The organism is Pannonibacter anstelovis (assembly GCF_036881715.1).
Taxonomy (GTDB): Bacteria; Pseudomonadota; Alphaproteobacteria; order Rhizobiales; family Stappiaceae; genus Pannonibacter; species Pannonibacter anstelovis.
On sequence record NZ_JBAKBF010000004.1, the window covers coordinates 287,962 to 301,783 of the forward strand.

Sequence of the window (13,822 nt, forward strand, 5' to 3'; positions counted from 1 at the left end):
CATCATCCGGCAGCGCCAGCCGCTGCGGGCCGGGCCGGTTGATCCATACGGGAGAGCATGCCGCGGACCTGCGGACAGCCTGCATTGGGGTCCGGACCGAAGGTGACCTGCGTTTCCTCCCAGACCGCATCAAGGGCCGCGAGATCCTGCGGGTCATCCTCCGGCTCGGCCAGAAGCGCCTCGACGGTTTCCTTTGCGGCAACCGTACCGGCCAGTTGCCCCAGAGCGGCAAAGGCAGCCGCATAGGGGCTTTCCCGCCCGGCCAGACGGCGCTCAAGCACCGTCAGGATGTGGGCGGCATCGGCGAGGATCGCCTTTGCCTCTTCGGCAGGCCGCGTTGCCAGGAACTCCAGCAGCACCGGCAGGTGATCGGGCAGTTCGCCCGTCACCGGCTCGAAGCCGCCAGTCCGGTAGGTCTCCAGCAGATCCACCATGGCGCTGCCCCGGTCGCGGCTTTCGCCGTGCACATGCTCGAAGAGATTCAGCGACAGGCTGCGGCTGCGGTCGAAAAGCCCGACATAGGTCTCCTGCAGATCGTAGATGTCACCCTCTGCCAGTCCGCCGCACAGGGCAGAAAGCTCGCGCCGGGCCAAGGCGGTGAGGCGGCTGTCTGCCACCAGCACCGCTGTGATCTCGGGCATTGCCGCCTGAAGCTCCGTGGAAGGATAGGTCAGGAGCAGTGAGAGGGCCTTCAGGGAACGGTCCATCATTGCACCTCCTCCGGCATGCGCAGCGGCCGCTTGGACGCGCCGAAGAGCGAGGTCTTCGAGATGCCCGTGGAGCAGCCGTTGCCATCGGTGAAGCCGCAGCCGCCCTTGAGGTCATAGGCCTCTTCCACCTGTTCGCGGTGGGTGGTGGGGATGACGAAGCGGTCCTCGTAATCGGCGATGGCCATGATCTTGTACATGTCCTCGATCATGGCAGCAGAGAGGCCCGCCTTTTCCGCGATACCCTCGTCAATGATGCCGTCGATGGTCTTGGCCCGCATATAGGCACGCATGGCCAGCATCCGCTCCAGCGCCTGCACCACCGGCGCCTCGTCGCCGGCCGTCAGCATGTTGGCGAGATAGCGCACGGGGATGCGCAGGGAGCGCACGTCCGGCATTTCTCCATCCGTGCCGATCTTGCCGGCCTGCGCGGCATTCTGGATCGGCGAGAGCGGCGGGATGTACCAGACCATCGGCAGGGTGCGGTATTCCGGGTGGAGCGGGAAGGCCACCTTCCAGTCCATCGCCATCTTCCACACCGGGCTTTCCTGTGCAGCGCGGATCCAGTCTTCCGGAATGCCGGCCTTGCGTGCTTCGGCAATCACCGCCGGATCATTGGGATCAAGGAAGACGCCGAGCTGGGCATCGTAGAGGTCCTGCTCGTTCTCCACGGAAGCTGCTTCAAGGATGCGGTCCGCGTCATAAAGCATCACGCCGATGTAGCGGATGCGGCCGACGCAGGTTTCCGAGCAGATGGTCGGATTGCCGCTTTCGATGCGCGGATAGCACAGGGTGCACTTCTCCGACTTGCCGGTGGACCAGTTGTAATAGACCTTCTTGTAGGGGCAGCCGGAGACGCACATGCGCCAGCCGCGGCACTTTTCCTGATCGATCAGGACGATGCCGTCTTCCTCACGCTTGTAGATCGCACCCGAGGGGCAGGATGCTGCGCAGGCCGGATTGAGGCAATGCTCGCACAGGCGCGGCAGATACATCATGAAGGTGTTCTCGTACTCGCCGTAGATCTCCTTCTGCACGCCCTCGAAATTGTAGTCCTTGCTGCGCTTGGAGAATTCGCCGCCGAGGATTTCCTCCCAGTTCGGCCCCTTCTCGATCTTCTCCATCCGCTCGCCGGTGATCTTCGAGCGCGGGCGGGCGGTGGGGAAGGCCTTCATTTCCGGCGCGGACTTCAGGTGGTCGTAGTCGAAGTCGAAGGGCTCGTAATAGTCATCGATCTCCGGCAGGTCCGGATTGGCGAAGATATTGGCGAGGATGCGCCACTTCGCCCCCTGCTTCGGCTGCAGCTTGCCGGAGCGGCTGCGGGTCCAGCCGCCGTTCCAGCGCTTCTGGTTTTCCCAGTCGGTCGGGTAGCCGGTGCCGGGCTTGGTTTCCACGTTGTTGAACCAGGCGTATTCGACGCCGTCGCGGGTGGTCCAGACGTTCTTGCAGGTGACGGAACAGGTGTGGCACCCGATGCACTTGTCGAGGTTCAGCACCATGCCGATTTGAGCGCGAATTTTCATTCCGCAGCCTCCTTGTGGATGGCGGTTGCGCTGGCGGGTTCGTCAAGCCAGTCGACCTTGTTCATCTTGCGGACAATGACGAACTCGTCCCGGTTCGAGCCGACGGTGCCGTAGTAGTTGAAGCCGTAGCTCTGCTGGGCGTAGCCGCCGATCATGTGGGTGGGCTTGAGCGTGGCGCGGGTGACCGAGTTATGGATGCCGCCGCGCAGGCCGGTCTTCTCCGAGCCTGGCGTATTCACGATCTTCTCCTGTGCGTGATACATGAAGAGCGTGCCGTCCTTCATGCGCTGGGAGACGACCGCACGGGCCGTCAGCGCCCCGTTCGAGTTGTAGACCTCGACCCAGTCATTGTCGGCGATGCCCGCCTTCTTAGCATCGCGTTCCGACAGCCAGACCACCGGGCCGCCGCGGTTCAGCGTCAGCATCAGGAGGTTGTCGGAATAGGTGGAGTGGATGCCCCACTTCTGATGCGGCGTGATGAAGTTCAGCACGATATGCGGGCGGCCATCGCGGGCGCTGTCATTCACCTCCGGGGTGATGGTCTTCAGGTCCACCGGCGGCCGGTACTGGCAGAAGCCCTCACCAAAGGCGCGCATCCACAGGTGATCCTGATAGAGCTGCTGACGGCCGGTCAGCGTGCGCCAGGGGATCAGCTCATGCACGTTGGTATAGCCGGCGTTGTAGCAGACCTCCTCGCTCTCGATGCCCGACCAGGTGGGCGAGGAAATGATCTTGCGCGGCTGGGCGGCGATGTCGCGGAAGCGGATCTTCTCGTCTTCCTTCTTCGCCGCCAGATGTGCATGTTCGCGGCCCGTGGCCTTGGACAGGGCATCCCAGGCCTTCACGGCCACTTCGCCATTGGTTTCCGGCGCCAGCATCAGGATCACTTCGCAGGCGTCGATGGCGGTGTCGATGCGGGCAAGGCCCTTGGCCGTGCCGTCCCGGCGCTCGCCGTTCAGCGCCTTGAGGTGATGCACCTCGTGCTTGGTATCCCAGCTGATGCCTTTACCGCCGTTGCCCACCTGTTCCATGAGTGGGCCAAGGGCGGTGAAGCGGTCATGGATGGCGGTGTAGTCACGCTCGACAGTGATATAGGCCGGAGCCGTCCTGCCGGGGATGAGGTCACATTCGCCCTTCTTCCAGTCCCGCACATCGGTCTGGGCAAGTTCCGCCACCGTGTCATGCAGCAGCGGCAGGGCCACCACATCGGTTTCCTTGCCAAGTACCTCCGGTGCGACTTCCTGGAACTTCTTGGCGATGGACTTGAAGATTTCCCAGTCGGAACGGCTTTCATAGGCAGGGTCCACCGCTGCCTGCAGCGGATGGATGAAGGGATGCATGTCCGAGGTGTTGAGATCATCCTTCTCGTACCAGGAGGCTGTCGGCAGCACGATGTCGGAATAGACCGCCGTCGTCGACATGCGGAAGTCGATGCAGACGAGGAGGTCCAGCTTGCCGCGCGGTGCCTCGCCGTGCCAGACGGCTTCCACCGGCTTGACGCCGCCTTCCTCGCCCAGATCCTTGCCGAGCACGCCGTGATCGGTGCCCAGAAGATGCTTGAGGAAATACTCGTGCCCCTTGCCGCTGGAACCCAGCAGGTTGGAGCGCCAGACGAAGAGGTTGCGCGGCCAGTTTTCAGGCGCATCCGGGTCCTCGCAAGACATCTGCAGCGAGCCATCCTTGAGACCCCGCGCCACATAGTCCTTCGCCTCGATGCCTTCCGCCTTGGCAGCACGGCCCACCTCCAGCGGGTTCTGCTTCAGCTGCGGAGCGGACGGCAGCCAGCCCATCCGCTCGGCGCGGATGTTGTAGTCGATAAGGCTGACATTCCAGTCACCCTCAGGTGCGGTCGGCGAGAGGATATCGGCGGCGGTCACCGTCTCGTAGCGCCACTGGTCCGTATGAGCATACCAGGCGGAAGTAGAGTTCATGTGGCGCGGCGGGCGGGCCCAGTCGAGGGCGAAGGCAAGCGGGGCCCAGCCGGTCTGCGGGCGCAGCTTTTCCTGCCCCACATAATGCGACCAGCCGCCGCCGGACTGGCCGACGCAGCCGCACATCACCAGCATGTTGATGATGCCGCGGTAGTTCATGTCCATGTGGTACCAGTGATTGAGACCGGCCCCGAGAATGACCATAGACTTGCCGCGGGTCTTCTCCGCGTTGCGGGCAAACTCCCGCGCCACATGGATGATCTTGTCGCGCGGCACACCGGTGATCTTCTCGGCCCAGGCCGGCGTGTAAGGCACATCGTCGTCATACGACATGGTGACCCAGTTTCCGCCAAGGCCACGATCGAGGCTGTAGTTAGCGCAGAACAGGTCGAACACCGTCGCCACCAGCGCCTCGCCATCCGCCAGCTTCAGCCGCCTGACGGGAACGGAGCGCGGCAGCACGTCCGGATGCGAGCAGCTTTCGAAAGGCCCGCTGGCCTTGCCGCCGAAATAGGGAAAATCCACTTCGGCAACATCATCGCGGTCCTCTTCCAGCAAGAGCGACAGGCGCAGCTCGGTTTCTGCATCGCGCGCCCGCTCCTCGAGGTTCCACACGCCCTCTTCACCCCAGCGAAAGCCGATGGAGCCGTTCGGCACCACGATGCGCCCGGACTTGCGGTCGAAGGCGACGGTCTTCCAGTCCGGATTGTTGGTCTCGCCCAGCTTGCCGTCGAAGTCATCGGCGCGCAGGAACCGGCCCGGGATCAGCCGCCCGTCCTTTTCCTCCAGCCGCACGAGCATCGGCATGTCGCTGTATTTGCGGACGTAGTCCTCGAAATACTCCGCCTGCCGGTCGAGATGGAACTCACGCAGGATGACGTGGCCCATGGCCATGGCGAGCGCGGAATCCGTGCCCTGCTTGGGCGCAAGCCACACGTCCCCGAACTTGGCTGCTTCCGAATAATCCGGGCAGATGACCGCAGACTTGGCACCCCGGTAGCGGGCTTCGGTGTAGAAATGCGCATCCGGCGTGCGGGTCTGCGGCACGTTGGAGCCCCACAGCAGCAGGAAGCCGGCATTGTACCAGTCGGCCGATTCCGGCACGTCCGTCTGCTCGCCCCAGGTCATGGGGCTGGCGGGCGGCAGGTCACAGTACCAGTCATAGAAGGACATGCAGGTGCCGCCCAAGAGGCTGAGATAGCGCGAGCCGGCGGCATAGCTGACCATGGACATGGCCGGGATCGGCGAGAAACCGAAGATCCGGTCCGGCCCCCAGGTCTTTGCAGTATAGGCATTGGCGGCGGCGATGATCTCCGTCGCCTCGTCCCAGGAGGCGCGCACGAAACCGCCCTTTCCGCGTGTGGTGACATAGCTTGCCCGCAGTACCGGATCCCGCTGCAGCTTCGTCCAGGCTGCAACGGGGCTCATGGTCTTGCGCAGCTCCCGCCAGGCACGCATCAGTCGGCCCCGGATCAGCGGGTTCTTCACCCGGTTGGCCGAGTAGAGATACCAGCTGTAGGAGGCACCGCGTGCACAGCCGCGCGGCTCATGGTTCGGCAGATCCGGCCGGGTGCGGGGATAGTCGGTCTGCTGGGTTTCCCAGGTCACGATCCCGGACTTGACATAGATCTTCCACGAGCAGGAGCCGGTGCAGTTGACCCCGTGGGTGGAGCGCACGACCTTGTCGTGGCGCCAGCGGTTCCGGTAGATCTCTTCCCAGCCGCGGTCCTCGCGTGTCGTCTGGCCGTGGCCTTCCGAGAAGGTGTCCAGCTGTCTGGACTGGAAGAAGTTCAATCGGTCGAGCAGATGGCTCATCTGGCTTTCCTTTCAGGACCGGTCATGCAGGGTGGGCGGCACGGGGCGCCGCGCGGCGGGTTTCGATGGCGTGCAGCAGCCCGCCGGGCCGGGTGTAGGCAGCCCAGGTGATGACGAGGCAGATCACGTAGAAGGCGAGGAAGCCCCAGAGCGCGGCCACCGGGCCGCCGGTCATCTCGATGGAGGTGCCGTAGGCCTTGGGGATGAAGAAGGCGCCATAGGCCGCAACCGCACTGGTGAAGGCGATGATGGCCGCGCTTTCCCGCTCCACTTGACGGCGGCGGCCCGCCTCATCCAGTTCAGGCATCAGCCGGGGAATTTCCGAGGCCATGATGGCCGGGATCATCTGGAAGGTGGAGGCATTGCCCACACCGGTGAGGAAGAACAGCGCCATGAAGCAGGCGAAGAAGCCCGTAAAGCTGCCGCCCTCACCGCCCTGCGGCAGGAAGCTGATCACCCCGAAGACGGCGATGATCATGCCCGCGAAGGTCCACAGCGTCACCCGCCCGCCGCCGAAGCGGTCGCTGATCCAGCCCGTACCGGCGCGGCTGAGCGCACCGACGAGCGGCCCGAGGAAGACGAACTGCAGCGCATTCACATCCGGGAACTGCAGCTTGGTCAGCAGCGGGAAGCCCGCCGAATAGCCGATGAAGCTGCCGAAGGTGCCGGTGTAGAGGATGCACATCAGCCAGTTGTGCTTGCGCGAGAAGATGATGGCCTGTTCGCGGAAGCTCGCCTTGGCATCGGCAATGTCATTCATGCCAAGCCAGGCCAGAGCGGTGGCTGCCAGAATGAAGGGCACCCAGATGAAACCAGCGTTCTGCATGAACAGCTGCGTGCCATCGCTCAGGGTCTGCGGCGCACCACCCATGACGCCGAAGACACCCGTGGTGATGACGGCCGGCACCAGGAACTGCATGACCGACACACCCAGATTGCCGAGCCCGGCATTAAGGGCCAGGGCGTTGCCCTTCTCCGCCTTGGGGAAGAAGAAGGCGATGTTGGCCATGGAGGAGGCGAAGTTGCCGCCGCCGAAGCCGCACAGCAGCGCCAGCACCAGGAAGATCAGGTAAGGCGTCGAAGGGTCCTGCACCGCATAGCCGATGCCCATGGCCGGCAGCAGCAGCGAGGCGGTGGAAAGCGCCGTCCACAGACGCCCGCCGAAGATGGGCACCATGAAGCTGTAGAAGATCCGCAGCGTCGCGCCGGACAGGCCAGGCAGGGCCGCCAGCCAGAACAGCTGCGAGGGCGTGAAATCGAACCCGATGGCCGGAAGCCGGGCGACGACGACCGACCACACCATCCAGACCGAGAAGGCCAGCAGCAGCGCGGGGATCGAGATCCACAGGTTCCGCCGGGCAATCGCGCGTCCCTTTTCCTGCCAGAACTGCGGATCTTCCGGCCGCCAGTCGTCCAGCACCTTCTTCATGACGGTGCGGCCCGGCTGGTGGATTTCCTGCATTTCCGGCAGGGCGGGCAGCTTGTCGAGTTCGGCACCGTGGACAGCCCGCTCCATCTGGCGGATCGACATGTGCATCCAGCCAAGCGACACGGCAACAATGAGGAAGAGAAGGGCAAAGCAGCTGGTGTAGATGCCTGTAACATCGAGCAACGCACCGAAGGTGATCGGCAGGATGAAGCCGCCGAGACCGCCGATCATGCCGACCAGGCCTCCGACCGCGCCCACATGCTGCGGGTAATAGACCGGGATGTGCTTGAACACCGCCGCCTTGCCGAGGCTCATGAAGAACCCGAGGACAAACATGGTGATGACGAAGGGCCACAGGTCCATCTGGGTGGAGAAGGTGATGAGCCCGTCCTTGCCTCGAATGACATAGTCGGTGGGCGGGTAGGACAGCATGAACAGGATGATCAGCGAGAAGCCGAAGGTCCAGTACATGACCGCCCGTGCGCCGAACCGGTCCGACAGATGCCCGCCATAAGCGCGGAACAATGAAGCAGACAGCGAGAAGGCCGCAGCCGCCATACCGGCTGTCTTCACATCCACGCCATAGACGGAGATGAGATAGTGCGGCATCCAAAGAGCCAGCGCGACGAAGGCGCCGAAGACAAAGAAGTAATAGAGCGAGAAGCGCCAGACCTGCAGGTTCTTCAGAGGCGCAAACTGCTCGGCAAAGGACGGTGCCTTCACACCGGACTTGCGGCGCGCCACCAGCTGCGGGTCATCTTCCGCCAGCAGATAGAAGGCCACACCCATGATCGCCAGACCTGCAGCCCAAACGTGCGCAACCCCCTGCCAGCCATAGGCCACCATGACGAAGGGCGCGATGAACTTGGTGACCGCCGCCCCCACGTTGCCTGCGCCGAAAATGCCAAGCGCCGTGCCCTGATGGCCCGCGTCATACCAGCGTGAGACATAGGCAACCCCGATGATGAAGGAGCCCCCGGCAAGGCCGATGCCAAGCGCGGCCAGCAGATACATCGGATAGGTGCTGGCGAAGGTCAGGATCCAGGTGGCCGCTGCCGTCAGCAGCATCTGGGCGGAAAACACCAGCCGCCCGCCGAATCTCTCGGTCCAGACGCCGAGAAACAGGCGCGTCACCGAGCCGGTGAGGATGGGCGTCGCCACGAGCAGCCCGAACTGGAACTCGGAGAGACCCAGCTCGGTCTTGATGGCCACACCGATGATGGAAAAGATCGTCCAGACCGCAAAGCAGGCCGTGAAGGCGATTGTACTGAGTGCAAGCGCACGATTCTGCGCCCCACCCGTTACGGAGGAGGATGTAATCACAGGAAACTCTCCCGGTTCCGGCATCTATTCGCGTCGCGATGCCAAGGGGATACTGCCTATTTCATCCAGCCGTAAACTTGACCTGCATCAAAACACACTATGAGAAGACAAAAATAAGCAAGAGATCGAAACTATTACTACATTCAATTGACCGTTTAATACAGTAAAATCATCTTACGTCGATATCAGGATTGACAATTATCAATCAAAGGGACACTCTTTGCGAAGGAAATTGAGGCGCGACATGAAAACAGCCTATCTGGATGAAATCCGGCAACTCGATCTGTTCCACAGCATGCAGGACGAAAACTTCGAAGCCGTCATGCGTGGTGCCTATGTGCAGTCCTTCCCTCCCCTGGTGGATCTGATCCATGAAGGCGATGGCAGCGATTTTCTGCACGTCATCATTGACGGCAGCGTCGAGCTTTACGCCACATGGTCCGGCAAGGAGACGACAATCAGCATCGTGCGGCCAGTCTCAACCTTCATCCTGGCTGCAACCATCCGCAACGCGCCTTATCTGATGTCAGCGAAAACACTTGAACGCTCACGCATCGTCATGCTGCCGTCAGAGGACGTGCGGCGCATATTCGATGCCGACAGCGGCTTTGCCCGTGCGGTCGTGCGTGAGCTTGCAACATGCTACCGGGCGTCGATCAAGCACACCAAGACGCTGAAACTGCGAACCTCGCTGGAGCGGCTTGCCAATTACATCCTGCAGGAAAGTGCTGCCCGCAACGGCGTGGACGCCTATGTGCTTGACCTTGAAAAGCGGAAGCTCGCGTCTCTCCTCGGCATGACGCCGGAAAATATGTCCCGTGCCATCAAGGCCCTGTCACCCTATGGCGTCCATATCGACGGCAGCCGCGTGGTGATCGAAAACAGAGCGGAACTGGAGCGCTTTGCAAGGCCAGCCCCCCTCATCGACGATCCATCGTCCTGAGAGCTGCAACCTGCAGAGTTTTTACCCCAGAAAATAGGCATGCAGCGGGTCAACGCCGAACAGGACGGGATGCAGCAGCAGCATCAGGTAAAGCAGCGCGACGGCCATACAGCTTCTCAGCACCGTTTCCCGCAGCGGCAGAAGGCAAGCCAGCAACGGCCTTGCGGCAACGGCTGAATCAAGGTCCTGCCAGCGCCCGCCCATCTGCCGCTGTTTGCGCCGGTTCAGCATGCGCATGCCCAGAAACGAGAATGCAAGGAAACTGCCGAACATCAGCACATGCGCGGCATTGCCCTTGACCACGAGATGCGCAAGCGACCAGAGCGCCAGCGCCACCAGCAGCGGATGGCGCGTCAAGCGCACAACGCCCGGCCGGGCGGGATCAAACTGCCCGTTGTTCATGCCACCGAAGGAAAACGGATTTGGGCGCCCGAGCGCCAGAGACGCAATCAGGAACGCGGCCAGCATCAGAGCGAGCGCGAAATAGGCGAGAGAAGGAACCGTATCCCAGAGATGCACGTAAGGGGCACGGCCAGCTGCGCCAATCACCCATGCCAGCAATAACAGGGAGAGTGCCGAGTAAGCCAGGGTGAAGCCGCGCGGCCCCAGTCTTGCGGCACATGCCGAGCGGACCGCTGGTACGGTCGGTATCCGGTGGGCGAGCAGGAACACCACGAAGGCAAGAATGAACTCGCCGGCGCCAAGAACAGCACTCATTCCTCAGTCCTCCATAGACCGCCAGCGCCAGCAGCCCTGTCCTGATCATGTGTTGGCCGCACCTCTTCCCCCGTCCACGCCGCCGCGCGCGGCGGACCGAGGCGCAGGAGATCGATGGCGCGGGCGGCAATCTGGGCCGTCACCTCGCCAAGGCTTGCCGGGTGCAGATAGAAGGCCGGAACCGGCGGCAGGATAATACCGCCCATTTCGGTGACCAGCGTCATGTTGCGCAGATGGGCGAGCGTCAGCGGAGCTTCGCGTGCCAGCAGAACCAGCGGGCGGCGCTCCTTCAGTTGCACCGAGGCCGCACGCACCAGCAGATTATCATCCAGCCCATGAGCAACGGCCGCAAGGCTGCGCATGGAACAGGGCGCCACGATCATGCCGTCTACGGGAAAGGAACCTGAGGCAATGCGCGCGCCCACATCGTCCGCCCGATGGTGGCAGGCCGCAAGCGCGGAGAGGCACTCCAATGCCCCCTCCCCGCATTCCAGCGCCAGCGTGCGCTGCGCTGCCGGGCTCGTCACCAGATCGAAGCCGATGGAGCGGGCTGTGAGTTCTCGCGCTGCCGCCAGAGCGAGAGCAGCGCCCGATGCCCCCGAGACGCCCAGAACGACATGGCTCATGACAGGCCCTCTGCCGCCAGAATGCGCTGCGCGGCGGCCTCGGCGGCAGCGCTCAGCTTCATCACCTTGCCGAAGGGGCGCTGGGTTTCAGAGCCGGTCTTTACCGTGGCATCAAGCCCGATCTTGCCCGCCAGCCCATCAAGCGGTGAGGCGAAGTCTAGATAATCCATGGGCGTGCGGTCGAGGATCATGCTGTCGCGGGCCGGGTCATAGCGGGTGGCGAGCGCCCAGGCGATATCATCCCAATTGCGCGGATCGATATCCTCATCCACCACCACGACCATCTTGGTGTAGCTGAATTGCGGCAGCATGCCCCACAGGGCCATCATCACCCGCCGCGCCTGTCCCGGATAGCGCTTGGCGATGCTGACCACGGCCATGCGGTAGGAGCAGGCGGCTGGCGGCAGCCACAGATCGCGCACCTCCGGGATCTGCTGGCGGATGACCGGCAGGGCCAGATCATTGAAGACTTCACCGATGACCGAAGGCTCGTCCGGCGGGCGGCCGGTCCAGGTGGAGAGATACAGCGGATCGCGCCGGTGAGTGATGGCGCTGACCGTCAGAACTGGGAAAGGTTCGACCGAATTGTAGTAACCCGTATGGTCTCCGAACGGGCCTTCGGGTGCCGTATCGCCCGGCTGCACCCAGCCTTCGATGATGATCTCCGCATCCGCGGGAACCAGCATGGGTATGCTGCGGGCCGGCACGAGACGGGTGCGCGCTCCGCGCAAAACCCCGGAAAAGGCGAGTTCCGACACGGTTTCCGGCAGGGGCAAGGCAGCCCCCAGCAAGAGCGCGGGATCGGCGCCCAGCACGACCGCCACCGGCATCGGCTTGCCGCGCCCTGCATCAGCGTTCATGTAGCTGCTGTGATGGGCGGCCCCGCCGCGATGGGCGAGCCAGCGCAGGATCATCCTGCCGCTGTCCAGCACCTGCGCCCGGTAGACGCCGGCATTATAAGCATGCGTATCCGTCAGGGCTGAGCCTTCCGGGCGGGTCAGAACCACAGGCCAGGTGACCAGCGGCCCGCCGTCTTCCGGCCAGCAGGTCTGCACGGGAAGACGCGAGAGATCAGGCTCTTTCATCGCCTCTTCCTGCACCGGCGCCCGGCTGGTCAGCCTCGGCCGGTTGCGCAGGGCAGCAGCCAGTTGCGGCCAGCGCGAGAGTGCATCCCGCATTCCGTCCGGCGGCACCGGACTGCGCAGAGCCGCCAGAAACTGGCCCAGTGCCGGAATATCCGCAAGCGCCACGCCAAGCCCCGCCGCCACCCGTTCCGGCGTGCCGAAGAGATTGGCAACAACCGGCACCGGACTGGTCCGGCCGTCCGCATGCACTGGCTGGTCAAACTGCAGCACCGGCCCGCCCTTCAACAAAACCTGCCGGTGCACAGCCGTCATTTCCTCTGCAAGTGCCACAGGCGAGGCAATGCGCCGGAATGTGCCTTCCCCGGCACACCAGCCAAGGAAGGAGCGAAGATCTGGAAAGGGAGGAAGCGTGCGCATGGGGCCCGGGCAAAACTGGCAAGAGACCGGCAAGGCTTAGCAGCCCCCCTGCCCCCGAAGGTTGATGCGCATCAATCTGGCGGAAGGGAAATTCATGCCCCCTTGGGACGGAAGGCCGCGATCACATCCGGATTGGTTTCGATCCGGGCTGCACCGATAAGATCGAGGCAATACGGGACAGCGGCAAAGACAGCGTTGAGCGACGTCGCGATGGCTGCCGGCTTGCCCGGCAGGGTGATGATAAGGCTGGCGCCGCGCGTCACGGCCTCCTGCCGGGAGAGAATCGCGGTCGGCACTTCGGCAAGATTGGCCCGGCGCATGGTTTCGCCGAAGCCCGGCAGATGCCGCTCGGCGATGAGACTGACGCCTTCCGGCGTCTGGTCGCGCGGTGCTGGGCCTGTGCCGCCCGTCACGAGAATGAGACTGCAGTGCTCCACATCGCACAGCGCCTGCAGTGTCGTGGCAACGCTGTCCGCGCCATCCGGAATGAGCCGGCACACCACTTCAAACGGCGGCAGCACGGCTTCCTTCAGCCAGTCGAAAATGGCCGGGCCGCTGAGGTCCTGATAAGTGCCCGCACTCGCCCGGTCGGAGACGGTGACAATGGCAATCTTGGGCAGGGGCATGGGGTCTGTCCCTCTTGAAAATCATCTGCGGGATAAAGCTTAGCATTGCGGGCGAGTGGCCAGTTTGCGTTCGCGCAAAGGGATAGGCAACTTGCAAGGACGCTGGAGTTTGTTCCGCAACAACGTCCCCCGCCCCTTAAGACCTTAGCTGTGGGCCCACTGCTGGCAATCGCCAACAACGGGAGACCACAGCATGTCATCACCTCATGAACCGCACCGGCCACCTGCCGGGCGCTTCACGAAATCGGCCGCACGCAACATCTTCTACGGCGGGTCGATCTTCTTCTTCCTTGTCTTCGTCGGGCTCACCGCCCAGAGCCACTGGCACATCGTCACCAAGTCTACAGACGAGGCAACGATGACCGAAGGCGTCATCCGCGGCAAGCACGTGTGGGAAAAGAACGCCTGCGTCAACTGCCACTCGATCCTGGGCGAAGGCGCCTATTTCGCGCCCGAAGTCGGCAACGTCTGGGTCCGCTATGGCGGCAAGGACGATCCGCAGGCCGCCCGCGAGGGGCTGATTGCCTGGATGCAGGCCCAGCCTTCCGGCATCGAGGGCCGCCGCCAGATGCCGCAGTTTCACCTGACCGACCAGGAACTGAACGACCTTGTCGATTTCCTCGAATGGACCAGCCGCATCGACACCCAGGGCTGGCCGCCCAATGACGCGGGCTGAGGAG

At 63.4% G+C, this 13,822-nt stretch carries 10 protein-coding genes; 2 read left to right on the top strand and 8 right to left on the bottom strand.

What is annotated here, in order from left to right:
* Positions 1-2 precede the first annotated feature (2 nt).
* From narJ to V6L75_RS08920, 4 genes are read right to left on the bottom strand one after another with little or no spacing between them, the layout of a single operon-like run.
* Positions 3-710, bottom strand: coding sequence for a nitrate reductase molybdenum cofactor assembly chaperone (gene narJ / locus V6L75_RS08905; protein ID WP_334251147.1), 708 nt, complete (start codon positions 708-710; stop codon positions 3-5).
* Positions 707-2,230: a nitrate reductase subunit beta gene (gene narH / locus V6L75_RS08910; RefSeq protein ID WP_334251148.1), complete on the bottom strand. Its 1,524-nt coding sequence runs from the start codon at positions 2,228-2,230 to the stop codon at positions 707-709. Before narH ends, narJ begins: the two co-directional genes overlap by 4 nt.
* On the bottom strand, positions 2,227-5,976 hold the full coding sequence (locus V6L75_RS08915) for a nitrate reductase subunit alpha (RefSeq protein ID WP_334251149.1): 3,750 nt from the start codon (positions 5,974-5,976) through the stop codon (positions 2,227-2,229). Before V6L75_RS08915 ends, narH begins: the two co-directional genes overlap by 4 nt.
* Before the next feature lie 22 nt (positions 5,977-5,998).
* Positions 5,999-8,752, bottom strand: coding sequence for a nitrate/nitrite transporter (locus V6L75_RS08920; protein WP_334251150.1), 2,754 nt, complete (start codon positions 8,750-8,752; stop codon positions 5,999-6,001).
* 220 nt (positions 8,753-8,972) lie between these two features.
* Here V6L75_RS08920 and V6L75_RS08925 point away from each other — a divergent pair, with 220 nt between their 5' ends.
* Complete coding sequence (locus tag V6L75_RS08925; RefSeq protein WP_334251151.1) at positions 8,973-9,671, top strand: cyclic nucleotide-binding domain-containing protein; 699 nt, start codon at positions 8,973-8,975, stop codon at positions 9,669-9,671.
* Between the two features lie 21 nt (positions 9,672-9,692).
* Here V6L75_RS08925 and V6L75_RS08930 read toward each other — a convergent pair whose 3' ends face one another.
* The 4 genes from V6L75_RS08930 to mog all read right to left on the bottom strand — a co-directional run bounded on the left by V6L75_RS08930 (position 9,693) and on the right by mog (position 13,142).
* Entirely contained in the window at positions 9,693-10,388 is a 696-nt protein-coding gene (locus tag V6L75_RS08930; RefSeq protein WP_334251152.1) for an NnrU family protein, read from the bottom strand.
* A complete protein-coding gene (locus V6L75_RS08935) occupies positions 10,385-11,014 on the bottom strand; it encodes a UbiX family flavin prenyltransferase (RefSeq protein ID WP_334251153.1) in 630 nt (209 codons plus the stop codon). Before V6L75_RS08935 ends, V6L75_RS08930 begins: the two co-directional genes overlap by 4 nt.
* Positions 11,011-12,516, bottom strand: a complete 1,506-nt coding sequence (locus V6L75_RS08940) for a UbiD family decarboxylase (RefSeq protein WP_334251154.1) — start codon at positions 12,514-12,516, stop codon at positions 11,011-11,013. Before V6L75_RS08940 ends, V6L75_RS08935 begins: the two co-directional genes overlap by 4 nt.
* A 92-nt stretch (positions 12,517-12,608) precedes the next feature.
* Positions 12,609-13,142: a molybdopterin adenylyltransferase gene (gene mog / locus V6L75_RS08945; protein WP_334251155.1), complete on the bottom strand. Its 534-nt coding sequence runs from the start codon at positions 13,140-13,142 to the stop codon at positions 12,609-12,611.
* 193 nt (positions 13,143-13,335) lie between these two features.
* Here mog and V6L75_RS08950 point away from each other — a divergent pair, with 193 nt between their 5' ends.
* Positions 13,336-13,818, top strand: coding sequence for a c-type cytochrome (locus V6L75_RS08950; RefSeq protein ID WP_334251156.1), 483 nt, complete (start codon positions 13,336-13,338; stop codon positions 13,816-13,818).
* The last annotated feature ends 4 nt before the right edge of the window (positions 13,819-13,822 follow it).